This window comes from Agrobacterium sp. GW821-FHT14E08, assembly GCF_058803865.1.
On record NZ_JBXAPJ010000004.1, the window covers coordinates 37,851 to 56,181 of the forward strand.

General features: G+C 59.9%; 18 protein-coding genes. 3 read left to right on the top strand and 15 right to left on the bottom strand.

Annotated elements, in window-relative coordinates; genetic code table 11:
- Both AC1ROR_RS16440 and AC1ROR_RS16445 read right to left on the bottom strand, forming a co-directional pair.
- On the bottom strand, positions 1-864 hold the full coding sequence (locus AC1ROR_RS16440) for a branched-chain amino acid ABC transporter permease (protein ID WP_003519826.1): 864 nt from the start codon (positions 862-864) through the stop codon (positions 1-3).
- 90 nt (positions 865-954) lie between these two features.
- On the bottom strand, positions 955-2,127 hold the full coding sequence (locus tag AC1ROR_RS16445) for an ABC transporter substrate-binding protein (RefSeq protein WP_498590066.1): 1,173 nt from the start codon (positions 2,125-2,127) through the stop codon (positions 955-957).
- A 377-nt stretch (positions 2,128-2,504) separates the two neighbouring features.
- Between AC1ROR_RS16445 and AC1ROR_RS16450 the strand changes: the two genes are divergently transcribed.
- Positions 2,505-2,876, top strand: a complete 372-nt coding sequence (locus tag AC1ROR_RS16450; protein WP_035226135.1) for a hypothetical protein — start codon at positions 2,505-2,507, stop codon at positions 2,874-2,876.
- A 27-nt stretch (positions 2,877-2,903) separates the two neighbouring features.
- On the opposite strand, the gene AC1ROR_RS16455 is transcribed toward AC1ROR_RS16450, so the two are convergent.
- The 6 genes from AC1ROR_RS16455 to AC1ROR_RS16480 form a co-directional block, all read right to left on the bottom strand.
- Positions 2,904-4,637, bottom strand: coding sequence for a M14 family metallopeptidase (locus AC1ROR_RS16455; protein ID WP_498590067.1), 1,734 nt, complete (start codon positions 4,635-4,637; stop codon positions 2,904-2,906).
- Between the two features lie 5 nt (positions 4,638-4,642).
- Complete coding sequence (locus AC1ROR_RS16460; protein ID WP_059758452.1) at positions 4,643-5,491, bottom strand: ABC transporter permease; 849 nt, start codon at positions 5,489-5,491, stop codon at positions 4,643-4,645.
- A gap of 6 nt (positions 5,492-5,497) precedes the next feature.
- Positions 5,498-6,421 carry an ABC transporter permease gene (locus tag AC1ROR_RS16465; protein ID WP_279658277.1) on the bottom strand — a complete coding sequence of 308 codons (924 nt, stop codon included), beginning with the start codon at positions 6,419-6,421 and terminating at the stop codon, positions 5,498-5,500.
- Between the two features lie 89 nt (positions 6,422-6,510).
- Positions 6,511-8,046, bottom strand: a complete 1,536-nt coding sequence (locus tag AC1ROR_RS16470; protein ID WP_498590068.1) for an ABC transporter substrate-binding protein — start codon at positions 8,044-8,046, stop codon at positions 6,511-6,513.
- A 41-nt stretch (positions 8,047-8,087) separates the two neighbouring features.
- The gene (locus AC1ROR_RS16475; RefSeq protein WP_498590069.1) at positions 8,088-9,908 is read right to left on the bottom strand and encodes an ABC transporter ATP-binding protein; all 1,821 of its coding nucleotides are present in this window, start codon (positions 9,906-9,908) and stop codon (positions 8,088-8,090) included.
- Positions 9,909-10,047: 139 nt separating this feature from the next.
- Complete coding sequence (locus AC1ROR_RS16480; protein ID WP_498590070.1) at positions 10,048-10,185, bottom strand: hypothetical protein; 138 nt, start codon at positions 10,183-10,185, stop codon at positions 10,048-10,050.
- Positions 10,186-10,482: 297 nt separating this feature from the next.
- Between AC1ROR_RS16480 and AC1ROR_RS16485 the strand changes: the two genes are divergently transcribed.
- Positions 10,483-10,776, top strand: coding sequence for a putative quinol monooxygenase (locus AC1ROR_RS16485; protein WP_498590071.1), 294 nt, complete (start codon positions 10,483-10,485; stop codon positions 10,774-10,776).
- Positions 10,777-10,855: 79 nt separating this feature from the next.
- Here AC1ROR_RS16485 and AC1ROR_RS16490 read toward each other — a convergent pair whose 3' ends face one another.
- A complete protein-coding gene (locus tag AC1ROR_RS16490; protein WP_035226319.1) occupies positions 10,856-12,757 on the bottom strand; it encodes a bifunctional sugar phosphate isomerase/epimerase/4-hydroxyphenylpyruvate dioxygenase family protein in 1,902 nt (633 codons plus the stop codon).
- 122 nt (positions 12,758-12,879) lie between these two features.
- Between AC1ROR_RS16490 and AC1ROR_RS16495 the strand changes: the two genes are divergently transcribed.
- On the top strand, positions 12,880-13,572 hold the full coding sequence (locus AC1ROR_RS16495; RefSeq protein WP_080840446.1) for a TetR/AcrR family transcriptional regulator: 693 nt from the start codon (positions 12,880-12,882) through the stop codon (positions 13,570-13,572).
- On the opposite strand, the gene aroQ is transcribed toward AC1ROR_RS16495, so the two are convergent.
- From aroQ to AC1ROR_RS16525, 6 genes are all read right to left on the bottom strand, one after another.
- The gene (aroQ, locus tag AC1ROR_RS16500) at positions 13,547-13,990 is read right to left on the bottom strand and encodes a type II 3-dehydroquinate dehydratase (RefSeq protein ID WP_035226151.1); all 444 of its coding nucleotides are present in this window, start codon (positions 13,988-13,990) and stop codon (positions 13,547-13,549) included. The two genes, AC1ROR_RS16495 and aroQ, sit on opposite strands and share 26 nt — an antisense overlap.
- A complete protein-coding gene (locus AC1ROR_RS16505; RefSeq protein WP_498590072.1) occupies positions 13,987-14,856 on the bottom strand; it encodes a shikimate dehydrogenase in 870 nt (289 codons plus the stop codon). The genes aroQ and AC1ROR_RS16505 overlap by 4 nt, the downstream gene beginning before the upstream one ends.
- Before the next feature lie 209 nt (positions 14,857-15,065).
- On the bottom strand, positions 15,066-15,827 hold the full coding sequence (locus AC1ROR_RS16510; protein ID WP_003499216.1) for an amino acid ABC transporter ATP-binding protein: 762 nt from the start codon (positions 15,825-15,827) through the stop codon (positions 15,066-15,068).
- Between the two features lie 13 nt (positions 15,828-15,840).
- Complete coding sequence (locus AC1ROR_RS16515) at positions 15,841-16,680, bottom strand: transporter substrate-binding domain-containing protein (protein ID WP_035226158.1); 840 nt, start codon at positions 16,678-16,680, stop codon at positions 15,841-15,843.
- 42 nt (positions 16,681-16,722) lie between these two features.
- Entirely contained in the window at positions 16,723-17,373 is a 651-nt protein-coding gene (locus AC1ROR_RS16520) for an amino acid ABC transporter permease (protein ID WP_498590073.1), read from the bottom strand.
- A gap of 10 nt (positions 17,374-17,383) precedes the next feature.
- The gene (locus tag AC1ROR_RS16525; RefSeq protein ID WP_003499222.1) at positions 17,384-18,052 is read right to left on the bottom strand and encodes an amino acid ABC transporter permease; all 669 of its coding nucleotides are present in this window, start codon (positions 18,050-18,052) and stop codon (positions 17,384-17,386) included.
- Positions 18,053-18,331: the final 279 nt, after the last annotated feature.

Below are 18,331 nucleotides of genomic sequence, written 5' to 3' on the forward strand. Positions count from 1 at the left end.
TCATTTCGCCCTTCCGAGAAGGCCGCGCGGGAACAGCGTGATGATCACGATGACCGCCAGGTAAAAGAAGAATTCGCCATATTCGGGCGCGAGATAGCGCCCGGTCGTATCGATGGCGCCGAGCAGCAGGCAGGCGATCAGCGCGCCGGGAATGGAGCCCGCGCCGCCGACCGAGACCACCACGAGGAAGGTCACCATATAACGCAGCGCATAATAGGGTTCGACCGGCAGCAATTCCGCGCCGATGACGCCGCCCATGGCGGCAAGGCCGACGGCGATGGCGAAGCTGACGGCATAGATAACCTCGGTGCGAACGCCGAGTGCGGCCGCCATGGCGGCATTATCGACAGCAGCGCGCAGCTTGATACCGAAGGCGGTCTTTTCGAAGGTGAACCACAATGCACCCGCCACGGCAAGACCGCAGGCAATGGCGAAGATGCGATGCGTGGCGATGGTGCGGAAGCCGAGATCGGTGGGGCCGGCCAGCTGCTGCGGCAGCGGAATGGTCTTCAGCGTCGGGCCGAAGACGAAATTGGCGATGCCGATGATGCAGAACGTGATGCCGATGGTCATCAGCACCTGCGTCAATTCCGGCGCGCCATAGATGCGGCGATAGAGAAAACGCTCAAGCGGAATGGCAATGACGATGGTTCCGACGATGGCGACGAGGATCGCCACGGCATAACCGAGTCCGAGGCCATGGGCGGCATAGGAGGCGAGATAACCGCCGATCATGGCGAAGGCGCCATGCGCTAGATTGACCACCCGCATCAGCCCCATCGTCACCGAAAGGCCGATGGAGATGATGAACAGGACCATGCCATAGGCAAGCGCATCGACAAGGATGCTGAAGACCGTCTGCATGCTGAAAAATTCCTCCCGGTGCTGCAATGCCCATCCGGGCCGGAGACGGGCCGCTATTGGCGGCCCGACAACGTCTTTTAAAAGCTGCCGTTACTTCGCGGCGGCAAGGCCCGGATCGCCCTGTTTTTCGAAGGTCTGGACTTCCTTGTTGTAATAATTGCCGTCATCACCCTTTGCCACTTCGCGCAGATAGATGTTCTGCGTGATGTGGCGGCTTTCCGGATCGATGCTGACAGGGCCGCGCGGGCTTGTCCAGGAAAGGCCCTTCACCGCGTCCACTGCCTTTTCCGCATCCTGTTTGCCGCCGGTGGCCTCAATCATCTTGCTGATGACATACATGCCGTCAAAGGCGCCGACGGAAGGGAAGGAGAGCTCCTTCGGATTGCCGATCGCTTTGGCGGCGGCCTCCACGAAGGTCTTGTTCTCAGGGGAATCATGCGAGACGGCGTAATGGAAGGTCGTCTGCATGCCGAGTGCGGCTTCGCCAAGCGCCGGCAGGTCGGATTCCTGCGTCAGATCGCCCGGTGCGAAGAGTTTGACGCCTGCGGATTTCAGGCCGTTATCGTTGAAGGCCTTGACGAAACCGAGCGTGGTCGGGCCCGACGGCAGGAAGGCGAAAACGCCTTGCGCGCCGGAATCCTTCACGCGCTGCATGATCGGGCTGAAATCATTGGTGGAAAGCGGCATGCGGATGCTTTCGACAACCTCGCCGCCGGCGGCGGTGAAGGCCGCCTTGAAGGCGTTCTCGGCATCGACGCCCGGGCCATAATCGCTGACCAGTGAGATGACCTTCTTCACGCCGCCATCAAAGGCCACTTTGGCGATGGGGGTGGAGGTCTGCCAGGTGGTGAACGAGGTGCGCACCACATAGGGGCTCTTGGTCACGATGGCCGAAGTGGCGGCATTCATGATGACCATCGGTACGTTGCCCTGCTTCAGCAAAGGCGTGACGGCCATGGCGTCGGGGGTGAAATAGAAGCCGGCGAGATATTGCACGCCTTCCTTGACCACCAGCTCCTGCGCCAGCGCCTTGGACTGTGCCGGATCGGCCTGCGGCACATCGCGATAGACGACCTCGATCGTATCGTCGCCGACCTTGTTGCCGTGCAGGGCGAACCAGGCATCGATGCCGGCCTTGAAGTTCTTGCCCTGCAGCGCGAAGGGGCCGGAGAACGGACCGACCACGCCGACCTTGATGGTCTCGGCATAAGCGGCAGTACTGAAGCAGATGGCCGCGATGGCGGCGGTGATCCGTAATTTCATGATTTCCTCCCAATTGATCCGTGGCTCCCATCCACCGATCCAGGCTGCCAGATTGATGAGTGCGGTGGCCAAAGTAAAATGAAATAAGGGGGGTGATAAATAACCTGACGGTTATCAATACCCGTCCCGCAGGGTTTGTCTCATGCGAGATCGCACAATAGTGATCATCCCGTGATTCTCAATGTATAGCGCCGCCGCAGCCATCACGACCGGTGTTTTCGCGGCACGTGGTATCGAAATGCTTCCTCATGAAAACCAGCTTTTGTGGCATGTTTCGAAAAGGACGGTCATACCCGCGCAAGCCTCGTGCCTTAACCAGTTCTAAGGGGATTGTTTGTAGCCTCGCGAAGCATATTGTGAACTTTATTTGGTGTCTGATGGGCGAATATCAAAATAGAGTTGTTGAGTTGATGCGAGATCGCGTTGGCGAAAGTATACTCAACAACAAGATCGAGCGCCGCGAAGCATTTCTTCGCAAGGCGCTGGCGCTGTATCACGTCATGGGCGGAGACGCGCAAGGCATGCATGCTGCGGTGGAGGATGTGGTCAACCTGCAAAAGCCGAGTGTCGATGTCGCTATTGGCGACGTGATGCATGAGCTGGCAGCAATCGGTCACGTTGCCGATCTTGATATTATTCAGGCCGGGTACAACAAGCTTGATGCCGCTAATATGCATATTCTGAGCAAGGGCAAGAGGCTTTTGCAGAAGCAGCGGGACCAAAAACTCGCCGGCACGGCGGGAAAATAGGCCGCCCATCGAGGGCGGCCTGCAATATCAGGCGACTTCCCCGACGAGAATCTCCTGCCAGGCATCATAGGCGGAGAGAACCGTTTCCATCTGCGCGGTGTGGCCGGTGATGAAGTCGTTGCCGTAGATCGTCTCGTCCGGATATTCGGTGATCAGCGTCATCGGCACGGTGTGGCGGTCGTCGACGGAGGACAGGCACGGGAAACCGTTGATGATGCGGAAACCGGTTTCGCCGGCGTGGATTTCATAAAGCGCGATCTGTCGATTGTTGTAATCGAGCAGGCCGGGAATGGCGCCGAGATGGCGGGTCACCCGGTCGAGCAGGGCTTCGGCCTGCCTTTCCCAGTCCGCATGGTGGCGGATGATGAGGAAGAACCCCTTCGGCAGCGTCCACATGGCAAAATTGCGCGGTACATAGCCGGAAAGCGGCCTGGTCCATTCATGGGATGGATAACCGTGCAGGTTCACATGCAGGCTGGCGCCGCTCATTTCCTGCGCCTTGAAACGGATCGCCTTCTCGTTGAGGTGGACGCCCGAATTCTCCCGCGTGCGATATTCGAGATCGTCGCCGAGCGCCGTGTAACGCGCCGCGTGATGCATGTGGCGCGGATTGTCGGCTCTCAGCCGTTGATGCAGGGCGTAACCGTCAGGATTTTCCAGCGGCGAAATGGTGAAATGTGCGCCCTTGCGGTCTGCGAGTTTGCGGGCAGCGCGGATGGCGCCGACGATGCCTGTGGTCTCGTTGGGGTGCTGGCCGCCGCTGATCATCACCGCGGCATCGCTGCCGGCGACATAACGGGCGGCAAGAATACGGCCGGAACGGGAGCAGGCCTCGAAGGCTTCGCCGCCGATTTCTTCAAGCAGTTTCGCGAGCTGGCCTGCCGCAACCGGTTCGCTGGCCGTATCGATCTGCTGTTCACGGCCATCGAGAAAGGCGGTGGTGAGCGTGCGGGCCTCGATGCGCACGGAGACTTCACCTTCGCTTTTCACGATTTCCGGCACGATCTGGCCGGGCTTCAGGCCCCGGTCGCCCAGCGGCCGGCCCGACTTTTTCTGGAAGAACTCCAGCAGCGAGAAATAGAAATCTTCATGCAGGGCTTCGCGCAGGCTGACGACCTCATCGCCAAGGGAGAGCGGCAGATCTTCGGCCGGATGCGCGACGCGGATGTTCAGTTCCTCGAAATAGGGCTCTTCATCGCCCCAGCCGTGGTTGGCGACGGCATGAATCGCGGCTTCGAAAAGCCGTTCGTAATCCGTTTCCAGCCGCTCACCCACAGTGTCGCCGGCAAGCCGGAACCAGCCCGTGGGTGAAACATTGGTTTCGCCGACGATATCGGTGTGCACCCGGTTTGGCGCCAGAATCTTCAGTGTTTCCTTCTTGCCGTTGCGGCTCAGGGTAACATCATAATGGAAGGCGTCGTCTTTTCGGGCGACGAAGTCGATCGTCGCACCGCCCACCAGCGCGGCCAGCGGATAGGCTTCCAGCCGGAAACGATTGGCGGGTGCGTTGGCGTGCACCGGATAACGCACCTCGATGGTGTCGACGCCATCCAGATTGATCTCTTCCAGAAAGGTGAAGAGAAGCGGCTTGTAGGCGCTGCGGATGCGGGCGCTGACGCCTTTTTTCTTCAGCCGGTTTTCCGCTTCGCGGCGGCTTTTGGCGTCATCGAAGCTCCATGCCTCGAAGGACTGGCCGGGCTCGGCATTGGCGAGAAGCGCATCCAGCGTGCGTTCAAAAGTCTGGTCGAAAATCTGGCTCATCGCTGTTACCTCGAGGTTCTGCCGGTGGGGTCGAGGCTGTCGCGCAGCCAGTCGCCGAGAAGGTTGAGGCCAAGCACCGTCAGAAGGATGGCAAGACCCGGGAAGACGCTGACCCACCATGCCGTCTGCAAATAGGTCCGTCCATCCGCCAGCATGCCGCCCCAGCTCGGAATGGTCGGATCGACGCCGAGGCCGAGGAAGGTGAGGCTGCTTTCCAGCAGGATATTGTTGGCGACATTGAGCGTCATCAGCACGATGACAGGACCGATGAGGTTCGGCAGCAGGTGCTGGAGAATGATGCGCCAGTCCTTCACGCCGATGGCGCGGGCGGAAAGGATGAATTCCCGCTCCCGCAGCGTCAGCACCGAGCCGCGCACGAGGCGGGCATATTGCACCCATTGCGAGACGATCAGCAGGATGATGGTGTTGGTGAGGCTGCCGCCGACAATGGCGATGAAGGTGATGGCGAGCAGAATGAAGGGCATGGCGAGCTGGATATCGGCAAAGCGCATGACCAGCATATCCCAGAAGCCGCGATAATAACCGGCGACCAGGCCGACCGCGACGCCGAAGATGACCGCGCCGATGACCGAGGTGAAACCGACCAGCAGCGAAATCTTGCCGCCGGCGACGACGCGGGCGAGCACGTCACGGCCCAGCGGATCGGTGCCGAGCGGATGGGCGGCATTGGCAAAGGGCTTCGCAAGGCGCGCCATCAGGTCGATCTTGTCCGCGCCGCCCGGAAACAGCACGTCGGAAAAGACGACGGCAAGGCAGATGACTACGGTGAGGAACGCGCCGAGGACGAATTCGAGATTGGTGAAGCGCGCGAGACGCGAGGTTTTGGCAGCCATCGTCACTTACTCCGTGCGGATGCGCGGATCGACAAGCCCATAGGCGATATCGACCAGAAGGTTGATGCCGACGATCATCAGCGACAGTACGGTGATGACGGCCTGAAGCACGGGATAATCGCGCGCGCCGACCGCATCGAAGGCCAGCGTGCCGAGGCCCGGCCAGTTGAAGACACGTTCGATGACGACGATACCGCCGAGCAGCCCACCGAATTGCAGGCCGAAATAGGTGATGAGCGGAATGGCGCAGTTGCGCAGCGCATGCTTGTAGAGAACCTTGTTTTCGCTGAGGCCCTTGGCGCGCGCCACCATGATGTATTGCGAGCGCAGCGTATCGAGCATGGCGGTGCGCACGAGGCGGACATTGGTGGCGGTGAGGATGACGCCCATGGTGACAGCGGGCATGATGTAGCTTGCGAAACCGCCCATGCCGCTGGGCGGCAGCCAGCCGAGCGTGATGGAGAACAAGAGCACCAGCATGGTGGCCAGCCAGAAATTCGGGAAGGACAGGCCGACGAGCGAAAAGATGCGGATCACCTGATCGGCCGTCTTGCCGCGCGAGGTCGCCGCCTTGATGCCGAGCGGGATGGAAAGCGCGATCGACACTGCCATCGAGATGAAGGCGAGCAAAAGCGTGGCGGGCAGGGCATCGGCGATGAGGCGCGAGACCGGCGTACTGCCGGTAAAGCTGCGGCCGAAATCGAGCGTCACAAGGCCCTTCAGGAAGCTGAAATATTGCACGAAGAACGGCCGGTCGGTGCCCAGCGCCGCGCGGATGCGCGCCAGATCGTCTTCCGTCATGCTGCCGCCGCCCTGGAACATGGTGACAGCCGGATCGCCGGTGAGGCGAATGGCGAAGGAAACGAGAAGGGTGATGGCGATGACGACAAAAATCGCCTGCAGCAATCGCTTGATGAGGAAACCGGCCACGTTTTTTACCTTGCGAGGAAACGGGGGAAGAGAAATCCGCCTTGCCCGCGAGAGACGGACAAGGCGGCGTGTTCACAGGATTAACCCGCTTATTCGACGGTGACGTCGGTCAGCTTCAGGCGGTTATCCGGCGGTGCGACGAAACCCTTGACCCGCTTGTTGATGCCGTAAATGGCATTGGTGTTGTAAAGCGGGATTTCCAGCGCGCGTTCGGCGGTATAGCTGCCGATTTCCTTGAGGATTTTTTCGCGCGCGGCACGGTCGGTCAGCGGACGCTGGGATTCCAGCAGCTTGTCCAGCTTCTCGTCCTTGTCGTAAGGGTTCCACTTTTCACCGGAGTGGTACATGGAATAGGCCGTGTTGTCGTAATCGAAGGTCCAGCCGCCCCATTTCTGCTGGAACATCGCGCCGGTCTTGCCCTGCGGGATGATGTCGTTCAGCAGAACGTTGGTTTCATAGGGCTTGATGGTGGCGGTGATGCCGACCATGGAGAGGTAGCTGGAAATGACCTGCGCCACTTCGTTCATCGTCGCGTCATTGCCGCGGATATCGATCTGCAGCGCCGCGCCTGCCTTGACGCCGGCTTCCGCAAGCAGCTTTTTCGCGCCTTCCGGATCGTAAGGCAGCGGCTTCAGTTCCGGATCGTAACCGAAGGACAGCGCGCTCTGGAAGCTCGCGATTTCCGATGCCTGGCCGGCAAGGATCGACTTGACGATGGTGCCGCGATCGACGGCCATGATGATCGCCTTGCGCACTTTCGGATCGGCGGTGATGCCGTCGCGGGTGTTGAAACGCAGCGCATCGACCGTCGGGCCGGGCACGCTGACGATCTCAAGCTTGGAATCGCCTTGGATAACCGGGATCATGCCAATCGGGATGGTGGGCGGAATGACGAGATCGACGCGGCCGGCCTGCAATTCGGCAACGGCGGTCGCCGGCTCGGCGATGAAGCGATATTCAAGCTCGGAAAGCTTCGGTGCGCCGCCCCAGTAATCCGGGTTGGCTTCGAGCTTGATATTGGTCTTCGGTGCGTAGGAAACGAATTTGAACGCGCCGGTGCCGACAGGGTTGAGGTTGAAATTATCCTCGCCCTTTTCCTGAATGTATTTCGGCGGAACGATCATGCCGCCATAACCGGCAAGCTTGGTCAGCAGCACCGGATCCGGCGCCTTCAGCTTCATGTCGACGGTGTAGTCATCAATGACATCGACGCTTTCAATGGCGACATAGTTGGAGCGCTGCGGGCCCTTGGCACCCTGTTCGCCAAGAAGGCGCTCGAAGGTGAACTTGACGGCGGCGGCGTTGAAGGGCTCACCATTGTGGAACTTGACGTTCTGGCGCAGCTTGAAGCGGATGCGCTTGCCCTCATCCAGCTCTTCCCAGGATTCGGCAAGGCCGGGCACGACCTTCAGGTCCGGGCCGCGATAGGTCAGGCCATCGAAAATGTTGGTGGCGACGGCAGCCCATTGCACGAGGAAGGTGTCGATCGGATCCCAGCTGCCCGGGTCCTGCGGGCTGGAAATGGTCATCTTGCCGGCGGCGAAAGCCGGTGCGGCGGTAAAGGCCGTGGCGGCCATGGCAAGCGCGACGAACGTTGTCGTCATCCCCTTCTTGATCATTGTCATCTACCTGTTCCTCTTCAGATGGTTGTGGGTCTGGTTGTTATTCAGGCGCTCTTCGCGATGAAGTGGCCTGGATTGATTTCCTCATGGGCGAGAATGGCCGGCTCATCGCCGACACGGCGCACGGGATTGGGAATTTCGCCTTCGATCATGGCGGTGTGGCGCTCAATGGTCGGATCGGCGACCGGCACGGCCGAAAGCAGGCGGCGGGTATAATCATGCGTCGGCGTTTCGAAGACCTGCCGGCGGCTGCCCATTTCCATGATCTGGCCGAGATAAAGCACGGCGACGCGGTGGCTCATCTTTTCCACCACCGCCATGTCATGGCTGATGAAGAGATAAGCGAGACCGCGTTCGGCCTGCAGGTCCATGAACAGATTGATGATCTGCGCCTGAATGGAGACGTCGAGCGCCGAGAGTGCCTCGTCCGCGATGATGAGTTTCGGATCGGAAGCCAGCGCACGGGCAATGCAGACGCGCTGGCGCTGGCCGCCCGAAAACTCGTGCGGATAACGTGCGGCATGTTCGGAGCTGAGGCCCACACGCTCCAGCAATTCATCCACGCGCCGCTTTACTGCCTTCTGATCGTTGATCAAACCGTGGGTGTTGATCGGCTCGGCAATGGAAAAACCGACCGTCTTGCGCGGATCGAGCGAGGCGAAGGGGTCCTGGAAGATATATTGCACTTCCTGGCGCATGCGGAAGCGCTCCGCCGCCGACATCTGCGAATAGCTGCGTCCGTTGAAGGCGATTTCGCCTGATACGGTGGTTTGCAGCTGCTGGATGGTGCGGCCGATGGTGGATTTGCCGGACCCGGATTCGCCCACCAGCGCCAGCGTTTCGCCGGCGTGAATATCGAAGCTTACCTTCTGCACGGCGTTGCAACGGTGCGTCGCCTTGCCGAACAGGTTCTTGCGGATATCGAAGCGGACGAACAGGTCCTTGACCGACAGCAGCGGCTTGGCGTCGTATTTCGCGGTGTTTTGCACGCGTTCCTCGCCGATCACGACCGGCTGGCCGTCCTGCAAGACGGTGAGCGGCAGGCGCTTGGGAAACTCTTCGCCTTCCATGCTGCCGAGGCGCGGAACGGCGGAAAGCAGGGCGCGCGTATAGGGGTGCTGCGGATTGGCGAAGATATCCTTGACCGGACCTTCCTCCACCTTCTTGCCCTTCCACATGACGACCACGTCATCGGCCATTTCCGCCACCACGCCCATATCATGGGTGATGAAGACCATGCCCATGCCGAGTTTCTTCTGCAGGTCGCGCATGATGTTGAGGATCTGCGCCTGAATGGTGACATCCAACGCCGTCGTCGGTTCGTCGGCGATCAAAAGCTTTGGCCGACAGGCGAGCGCCATGGCGATCATCACGCGCTGGCGCATGCCGCCGGAAAGCTGGTGCGGATACCGTTTCAGAAGCTCGGCCGCGTCGGGCAGCCGTACCATTTCGAGGAGTTTCTGCGCTTCCGCAATCGCCGCCTGCTTGCCTGTCTTCTCGTGCAGCATCAGCACTTCGCAGATCTGGTCGCCGATGGTGAAGACGGGGTTGAGCGACGTCATCGGCTCCTGGAAGATCATGGCGATCTCCTTGCCGCGGATCGAGCGCATCTCCTTCTGCGAGGCTTTCAACAGGTCCCTGCCTTCGAACAGGATGCGGCCGGCGGGGTACTTGGCGCCCATCATGTCGGCAAGACGCATGGTGGAAAGCGAGGTGACGGATTTTCCCGACCCGGATTCACCGACGATCGCCACCGTCCTGCCTGCCTCCACGGCAAAGGAAATATCGTCCACGACGCGGCTGTCGCCGAACTCAACGCTCAGGTTTTCAACCGAGAGGAGGGCGTTGCGGTTTGCGGCAGTCATATCAGCGTCTCCGGCTTGGCATGCGCGGAATTTCCGGCGCTGCCATCTGAAATTGGGAAGTGCGAAGGGCGGGGGATAAGGGGGCGGTCTGCGGCGTTGCGCCAGAGAACGGGAATGTCGCAGAGAGGCGCATGACGTCTTACGCCGCCTTGAGGGCGCAATGCGCATCGGTTGCTGTCGGCGGATGCAGATATCGCGATCCTGTGCAGGCTTTTAAAGCAACCCCGTCGGTGCCGGCAAAATGCCTGGCATCGGTTTCGGAATCGATGATGCGCATGAAACTGTATTCCCCACCCTTGTTTTACAAAAAAGCTAACAAAACCGGACAATCATGTCCATAGTGTTGAACAATTTTTGTGTAATGCTCTACAAATACGCAGCTGCATTTATTTTGGGCGTGGGTGCCGGAGATCGATAACGGCTCCGATATATTCGACGCCATCCTCGGGCTTGACCCGAGGATGGCGGAGGAAGGATAAGCGGGCAAATTTTGCCGCGATGTCGAAATGGGAGGCGATTGTATCGCTCCCCGTGTTACAGGGTGAATAAAGAATACCCAAAAAGGATACCGAATATGACGAATAGGACAGGTGCGGTCAGGCTATCCGGCTTCCTGCGTTGTGCATCAATGGAGGATGTCGAACTGGTCGTGCGTCATCTGCCTGAGCATATCCGCCTGACGAGAGCGGAGCCGGGCTGTCTTTCCTTCGAGGTATCTCAGACCGACGATCCGCTGATCTGGCGGGTGGAAGAGCTTTTTATCGATCGGGACGCCTTTGATTTTCACCAGCAGCGGACACGCGCGTCTCAGTGGTTCGTTGCGACCTCCGCCATTCCACGGGACTATGAGATAACGACACTGGCGTGAATGAGGGCCGGCCGAGGAGGCATGCCTGCGGCTGCGGCTCGATTGAATATCGGCGATGCCGGTGGGCAGGCGTCCATGCCTATTCCCGCGGCATGCCGACCGGAGGCGCAAGGCGCCTTTGCGCGGCGATGCGGAAGGGCGCATTCATGGCGCCATAACCGCCATAGGCCCCACGTCTCTCGATGATTTCGAAGAAGAAACCTTCGCCAAAGGTGCGGCTGTATATCTGGAAATATTCGCCGTTGTCGTCGCGGTCGTAGAGAATGCTTGCCGCCCGCAGCGCATCGGAAAATTCCGGCTCCAGCCCGAAGCGCGCCTCGAGGTCGTCGTAATAATTGCGTGAGATGGGCAGTGCCTGAAACCCCCGGGCCCGCAACGCTCCTGCGGTGGCGAAGATATCGCTTGTAGCAAAGGCGATATGCTGGATGCTGGTGCCAAAACCTTCGGCCAAAAATTTGCCGGCGAAAGTCTTGCGATTGTCCGCGCCGTTCATGGTCAGGCGAAAATGCGGTGAAGGCACGCTTTCAATCGCCTGGCTGCGCACCAGCCCGCCGGGATCGACCACATCGACCATCGGCGTGCGGCGGGAGGAAAACAGCGACGTGTAAAACAGAAGCCAGGTCAGCATTTCATCGTAATGCGTTGTTTGCGCAAGATGATCGATACGGGTGAGATGAGCGTCGCCTTTCCCGGTCTGACCTTCTGCCGGCACAAATTCATTGTCCCAGATGGAAGCGAGTGCCGGGGAGCCGTCGAGGAAATAGATAACGCCATTGCCCACACCCTGAATGGCGGGGACGGCGACCTCGCCCGATCGGCGCGGCTCGGCAAAGGTTGGTGCACCGAGCGCTTCCGCACGGGCAAGGGCAGCCTGCGCGTCCGCGACCTTGAGTCCGAAAGCATAGGCATTGGTGCCGTGGATGGAATAGGACGCGCCGGCGAAACTGTCGCCGGTGCCGCCGGTATTGATGACGATACGGATATCGCCCTGTGTATGGAGATCAACGTCACGGTTGCGATGCCTTGCGGTTTTTTCAAAGCCGAGCGTGGCGAGCAGCGCTTCCAGATTTGCCTTTTCTTCGGGTGCAGTGGTGAATTCGACGAATTCCACGCCTTGTGTCTCGACCCGTTCGGGCATGGCGGGCACATCGATGCGGATATCCGGCTCGAGGCGGCGCACCTGATCCATGAGGTTGACCAGCGAACGGTGGCCATCTTCGGCAAGCAGGCGGGCCGAGCCGCCGCGGAACTGGTCGTTGAAGATTTCGAGCGACAGCGGGCCGCTATAGCCGGTGGCGGCGACAGCGCGCATGAAATCCACGACAGGCAGATCGCCTTCGCCCGGCATGTTGCGGAAATGGCGGCTCCAGTAGAGCAGGTCCATGTCGATCAGCGGCGCATCGGCCAGCTGCACGATGAAGATCTTGTCGCCGGGAATGGAGCGGATCGAATTCGGATCGATCTTGCGCGACAGCGTGTGGAAACTATCGAGAATGATGCCGACATTGGCGTGATCGGCGCGGCGCACCACCTCCCAGGCATCGCGGTGATCGCTGATATGGCGACCCCAGGCCAGCGCCTCGTAACCGACGCGCACGCCATGTTTGGCCGCAAGTTCCCCCAGTTGCTGGAAATCGGCGGCGGCGCGGTCGATGCCGCCGAGCGAGACCGGCGAGACATTGGAGCAGATCAGCATCAGATCGGTGCCGAGCTCGCCCATGATGTCAAATTTCCGCTCGGCACGCTCGAAGGCGCGGGCGCGGTGCGGTTCCGGCATGCCTTCAAAATCGCGGAATGGCTGGAACAGGGTAATGTCCAGCCCGTGATCGGCCACCAACGCCTTTACCTCGCGCGGGGAGGCGTCATAGGTCAGGAAATCGTTTTCGAAAATTTCCACGCCGGTAAAACCGGCCTTGGCGATGGCGGCCAGTTTTTCGGGAAATTCGCCGCTGATCGATACGGTTGCAATGGATGTGCGCATTGGCATGCTGTGTCTGCCTGTGTCATAGCTCGCCATATTGCCTTCCTTTTCAGCCTTATGTACTGATTGGTTAATAATCAGGGCGTGGCGACAGGCCAGCCGCCCCACCGATGGAATGGATCATGACCAAAAGCGCGACTTCGAACGGAACCCGAGACAGCCGGCAGGCGAAGCGCGATCCGGAGGGGGTTCGCCGCGACATTCTTTCGGTGGCCATGGAAGAGTTTTCGCAGAACGGCCTTTCCGGCGCCCGCATCGATGAAATCGCTGCCCGCACGCGCACGTCCAAGCGCATGATCTATTATTATTTCAGCGATAAGGAGAGCCTTTACCAGCGCGTGCTTGAGGAAGCCTATGCCAAGGTGCGCGGCGGCGAGAGCGATCTGGAGCTCGACGACCTTGAGCCGGCTGCGGCGCTCGACAAGCTCTGTCGGTTCACCTTCGACCACCACCGTCGCAATCCGGCCTTCATCCGCATGGTGATGATCGAAAACATCCATCACGGCCGACATATGCAATCGTCGGAGACGATCCGTCAGCTCAACAGGCCGGCCATCGACGCGCTGGAAAGCGTGCTGCTGCGCGGGCAGAAGCGCGGCATCTTCCGTAACGGCATCGATGCGCTGGAGCTGCACTGGCAGATCAGCGCGCTGTCTTTTTTCAACGTCTCGAACGTCGCGACCTTCTCGTTCATCTTCGGCGATAATCTGTTCACCGATGAGGGGCAGGACACACTGTCGCGGCATGTCAGCGACATGGTGCTGCGTTATGTGCTGACGCCCGGTCATATCACGACGATCGGGAAAGACGGTTGATCAGGTGGCGTAAAGCCACCTCATAACCTTCGACGCCGAGCCCGGCGATCACGCCTTCGGCGCGGGTCGAGACATAGGAATGGTGGCGGAAAACCTCGCGTTTGTGGATGTTGGAAATATGGACCTCGATGACAGGCGCTTCGAAGGCGTTCAGCGCGTCGAGGATCGCCACTGACGTGTGGGTAAAGGCACCGGGATTGATGGCTATGCCTGATGATTTGCCCCGCGCTTCGTGAATCCAGTCGATCAACTCATATTCGCGGTTGCTCTGGGCAAAGAACAGTTCGTGGCCGGCGGCTTCGGCTATCCCACGGCAATTGGCTTCGATATCGGCCAGGGTCTCATAGCCATAGATTTCCGGCTGGCGCTGGCCGAGCAGGTTGAGGTTCGGGCCATTGAGGATGGTGAAAAGGCTCATGCCACACCCTCAGCCATGCAAAGTTCGGTGAAATGCGCCGTCATGCGCTGTGCATCCGGCTCGCGACCGCAGAAGAGGCGGAATGCGCCGACGGCCTGAAACACCGTCATGCCGCCGCCCGGCAGGGTGCGACAGCCCTTTTTCGCCGCCGTCGCCAGAAGTTCGGTGACGAGCGGCATATAGACGATATCGGCTACCCAGTGCCGCTGTTCGATGAGATCGGCTGAAACCGGCATGCCGGGATGGGCGGGCATGCCCATCGGGGTGGCATGGATGAGACCATCGGCGAAGGGCAGGGAGGCGGACGGGTCCTCAACGGCAAAGGCGCGGCCTTCGCCGAAGCGGGCATTGAGCTCGAGAGCCAGTCGCTCGGCCCTTTCGAACTCGCGGTCGAATATGTCGAGGCGAGCGATATCAAGCTTCAGCGCGGCATGCGCCACCGCAACACCCGCCCCACCCGCGCCGACGAGCAGCGCGCGATCCCGCTTCGCATCCGGCAAGCCACGTACGAAGCTTTCGTAAAAACCGTACCAGTCGGTATTGTGGCCGATGCGGCGACCGTCCTTGAAGGCGACGGTGTTGACCGCGCCCAGCATGCGGGCATCTTCCGACAATTCATGCAGGTGCGGAATGACCGCCTGCTTGAATGGGTGGGTGATGTTGGTGCCGGCAAAACCGCGCGCTTCCAACTCGTCGAGCAGGGCGGGGAGGGCGCTGGCCGGGAGCTTGCGGGCAGTGACATCCACCAGCTCATAGGAATAATCGAGGCCATGGGCAGCCCCTTCGCGCATATGCAGCGCGGGCGATTTGGAAAGCTGGATATCGGCGCCAATCAGGCCGACCTTGAAAGCGGTTTTATCTGTCATGATCCGGTGTCGTTCGTCGGTTCGGGGCGGGCTCCGCCTGCCTTCGGGTTGCTGGCGGGGTACTAAACCCCTCCTTCGTCATCCTCGTCCTCGGGTTAGACCCGAGGATTGATCATCCGCTGAAACTCATGGGTCCTCGGGGGCGAGCCCGAGGATGACGTCGTGTATGTCGAGAGGTCGCCACATGTCCGAGGGCAGACAGGCGAGCCTCAATGGTGGGCGAGAATTTCGCCGAGGAAGGTACGGGTGCGCTGGTGCTTGGGATCGCTGAAGAATTCTTCCGGCGGGCCTTCCTCGATGATCTCGCCTTCCGACATGAAGACCACGCGGTCGGCCACCTGCCGGGCGAAGCCCATTTCATGGGTCACGCAGATCATCGTCATGCCGTCACGGGCAAGCCCGATCATGGTGTCGAGCACTTCCTTCACCATTTCCGGATCGAGCGCCGAGGTCGGCTCGTCAAACAGCATGGCTTTCGGCTCCATGCACAGTGCCCGGGCAATCGCCGCGCGCTGCTGCTGGCCGCCGGAAAGCTGGGCCGGGTATTTATCGGCCTGATTGAGAATGCGCACGCGCTCGAGATATTTGCGCGCCGTCGCCTCCGCATCGGCTTTGGACAAGCCCTTCACCCGCATTGGCGCCAGCGTGCAGTTTTCCATGATTGTCTTGTGCGGGAAGAGATTAAAGCTCTGGAACACCATGCCCACCTCGCGGCGAACCGCATCGATGGCGCGGCTCGAATCCGAAAGCGTGGTCCCTTCGACCGTGATCTTGCCCTCCTGGATTTCCTCCAGATGGTTGATGCAGCGGATCAGGGTGGATTTTCCCGAACCGGACGGGCCGCAAAGGACGATTTTTTCACCCTTGCGAACCGTCATGTCGATATTCTTTAGCGCGTGGAAGGCTCCATACCACTTTCCGACCCCTTGAAGGGCGATAAGCGGAACCTCGGCAGTGGCGGATTGCGGCATGGAAACCTCCTGCTTATTTCACGGTGAAGGGGATGTCGGGCAGGCTGTCCGGGAAGGCCGGAACGTCGCGCTTCATCCACTTGTCGTAGATCTTGGCCAGCTGGCCGTCGGACTTGATCTTGTCGAGGAAGGCGTTGACGGTCTCGTTCCAGTCCTTTTCACCCGGACGCGTGCCGGCGCCGTTATAGAGCGTCGTCAGATCGAACTTCGGCTCGTATTTGCCTTCGGCCGCCTTGTTCAGACGGTCGCCATAAAACTGGTTGCCGCCGACAACCTCGACCTGGCCGGAGATGAGCGCCTGAATATTGGCGGCGTCATCATCAAAGCGCAGGATATTGGCCTTCGAGCCAGCGCCTGCGGTGATCGAGGTGTCCATCGCGCTCGACTTCGGCACGCCGACGGAAACACCGGTCAGATCGTCATAGCCGGCGATTTTCTTGTCTTTGGGGCCGTAGACGGAAAGAACATTGCCGGCATAGGGCTTGGAATATTGAATGGTCTTGGCGCGTTCGGCGGTCATGCCCATGGTTGCGAAAAGCAGGTCGACCTTGCCGGTCAGAAGGGCGGGAATACGGTTTGCCACGGCAAGCGGCACGAATTCGACCTTGACGCCGAGATAGTCGGCAAAGGCCTTGCCGATATCGGCATCGAGACCATCCTGCACGCCGCTGGAATTGACGAAGCCCCATGGCGAATTGTCACCCTGAATGCCGATGACGACCTTGCCCTTGGCCTTGGCCTCTTCCACCGTGCCAGCGAAAGCATCGACCGGCGCGACAAAGGGCAGGGCGACGGTTGCTGCGGCAAGCGCGAGCAGGGTGCGACGTGAGAATTTCATAGTTCTGGTTTTCATCTTTTGCTCCTCCTTACAAAGCTGATGAGATGGTCGTGACATTTAGCGGGATGCGGCCTGCAGCCGCTTTTCGACACCGGCGCCCCACAGGGAAAGCGGCCAGCAGATCAGGAAATAGATGATGCCGACGATGGCGAAGACGGTGAGCGGGCGGAACGTCTGGTTGGAGACGATCTGGCCGGCACGGGACAGCTCAACGAAGCCGACGATGGCCGCAAGCGAGGTGCCCTTGATGAGCTGCACCAGAAAACCGATGGTGGCGGGCAGCGAAATCTTGAAGGCCTGTGGCAGGATCACATCCTTCATGCGGGAGACATAATGCAGGCCGAGCGCATTGGCGGCTTCCGTCTGGCCCTTCGGCACGGCCTGAATGCCACCCCGCCAGATTTCACCGAGAAAGGCGCTGGCATGCAGCGTGAAGGCGATGGCGACGGCAATCCAGGCGTCGACATTGAGGCCAGCCAGCGCCACGCCGTAATAAACCACGAAAAGCTGCATCAGGAGCGGCGTGCCCTGAAACACGGCGATATAACCGGTGCTGGCGCGCTGGATCGCAGGGCTTTCGGCAACGCGGGCAAGCGCCACGCAAAGCCCGAAGACGCCGCCGCCGATGAAGCCGATCACGGTCAGCGCAAGCGTCCATTTCAGGCCTTGCAGCAGGAAGAAGAATTCGTTGGGACCGATGGATTCCATTGTCTTTTCCTCACTTGACCGGATAGCTGAACGATGCGCGGGAGATGAGCGAGAAAATGCCCATCATTAGCGAGGAAATGACCAGATAGAGCAGCGTGATCGAGAAATAGACCTCGAAGGACCGGAAGGTGTCCGCCTCGATCTTCTGGGCCACTGACGTCAGTTCGTAAGCGGCGATCGAGGTACAGACCGAGGTGGTCAGCGTCAGCATGATGAACTGGCTGGTGAGCGACGGATAGACCGCGCGCAGCGCCGGCTTCAGAATGATATGGCGGAATATCTGTGACCGGTGCAGGCCGAGCGCGAGGCCCGCTTCCACCTGGCCCTTGGGAATGGAATCCACACCGCCGCGAATGATTTCAATAGCATAGGCGCCGCCGTTCAGGGCGAGCGCAATGATGGCGGTGACGGTGGGGTTAAGCTTGATGCCGATCTGCGGCAGGGCGAAGAAGATGAAGAATATCTGCACCAGAAACGGCGTGTTGCGGATCGTCTCGACAAAGCCGATGACCAGGCCGCGCAGCAGCTTGAACCGCGAACGGCGGGCGACGACGCCGAGAACCCCAATGACGGTGGCGAGCGACATGCCGGCTATAGCAAGGCCGATCGTTGCCAGACAGGCCAAAAGCAGCTCGGGCAGGCGGTCTATGACCGCCGAAAAATCGAGACTGTAAGACATTCTTCCTCCCAACCCCATCGGGTCCGAACAGGCGTTTCGCCTTGCTCGCATCGCTCTGGAAACCTTGTGGCCCCAAAGCCCTCCATTTGTTTTGTCCCGCTGCGGAAGCTCTTTTTCCTCTTCCCCAGCAGGTCTTAACGTGAATGTTTGTACCAGTTAGTTCATTTTTGTGTCAAGCGCTTCACTCGGTTAAAAACAGCCTCAAAGCGGTTTTTTCTGTATTTTCTTCTTTTAAGAAAGTTGTTTTATATCAATAGCTAAAGCGAAAAATCGCAAGCG

What these genes read in the sequence shown, in the direction of transcription:
- AC1ROR_RS16440 (WP_003519826.1), bottom strand. Translation starts at nt 864, where the DNA reads ATGCAGACGGTCTTCAGCATCCTTGTCGATGCGCTTGCCTATGGCATG.
- AC1ROR_RS16445 (WP_498590066.1), bottom strand. Translation starts at nt 2,127, where the DNA reads ATGAAATTACGGATCACCGCCGCCATCGCGGCCATCTGCTTCAGTACT.
- AC1ROR_RS16450 (WP_035226135.1), top strand. Translation starts at nt 2,505, where the DNA reads ATGGGCGAATATCAAAATAGAGTTGTTGAGTTGATGCGAGATCGCGTT.
- AC1ROR_RS16455 (WP_498590067.1), bottom strand. Translation starts at nt 4,637, where the DNA reads ATGAGCCAGATTTTCGACCAGACTTTTGAACGCACGCTGGATGCGCTT.
- AC1ROR_RS16460 (WP_059758452.1), bottom strand. Translation starts at nt 5,491, where the DNA reads ATGGCTGCCAAAACCTCGCGTCTCGCGCGCTTCACCAATCTCGAATTC.
- AC1ROR_RS16470 (WP_498590068.1), bottom strand. Translation starts at nt 8,046, where the DNA reads ATGACAATGATCAAGAAGGGGATGACGACAACGTTCGTCGCGCTTGCC.
- AC1ROR_RS16475 (WP_498590069.1), bottom strand. Translation starts at nt 9,908, where the DNA reads ATGACTGCCGCAAACCGCAACGCCCTCCTCTCGGTTGAAAACCTGAGC.
- AC1ROR_RS16480 (WP_498590070.1), bottom strand. Translation starts at nt 10,185, where the DNA reads ATGCGCATCATCGATTCCGAAACCGATGCCAGGCATTTTGCCGGCACC.
- AC1ROR_RS16485 (WP_498590071.1), top strand. Translation starts at nt 10,483, where the DNA reads ATGACGAATAGGACAGGTGCGGTCAGGCTATCCGGCTTCCTGCGTTGT.
- AC1ROR_RS16490 (WP_035226319.1), bottom strand. Translation starts at nt 12,757, where the DNA reads ATGCGCACATCCATTGCAACCGTATCGATCAGCGGCGAATTTCCCGAA.
- AC1ROR_RS16495 (WP_080840446.1), top strand. Translation starts at nt 12,880, where the DNA reads ATGACCAAAAGCGCGACTTCGAACGGAACCCGAGACAGCCGGCAGGCG.
- aroQ (WP_035226151.1), bottom strand. Translation starts at nt 13,990, where the DNA reads ATGAGCCTTTTCACCATCCTCAATGGCCCGAACCTCAACCTGCTCGGC.
- AC1ROR_RS16505 (WP_498590072.1), bottom strand. Translation starts at nt 14,856, where the DNA reads ATGACAGATAAAACCGCTTTCAAGGTCGGCCTGATTGGCGCCGATATC.
- AC1ROR_RS16510 (WP_003499216.1), bottom strand. Translation starts at nt 15,827, where the DNA reads ATGCCGCAATCCGCCACTGCCGAGGTTCCGCTTATCGCCCTTCAAGGG.
- AC1ROR_RS16515 (WP_035226158.1), bottom strand. Translation starts at nt 16,680, where the DNA reads ATGAAAACCAGAACTATGAAATTCTCACGTCGCACCCTGCTCGCGCTT.
- AC1ROR_RS16520 (WP_498590073.1), bottom strand. Translation starts at nt 17,373, where the DNA reads ATGGAATCCATCGGTCCCAACGAATTCTTCTTCCTGCTGCAAGGCCTG.
- AC1ROR_RS16525 (WP_003499222.1), bottom strand. Translation starts at nt 18,052, where the DNA reads ATGTCTTACAGTCTCGATTTTTCGGCGGTCATAGACCGCCTGCCCGAG.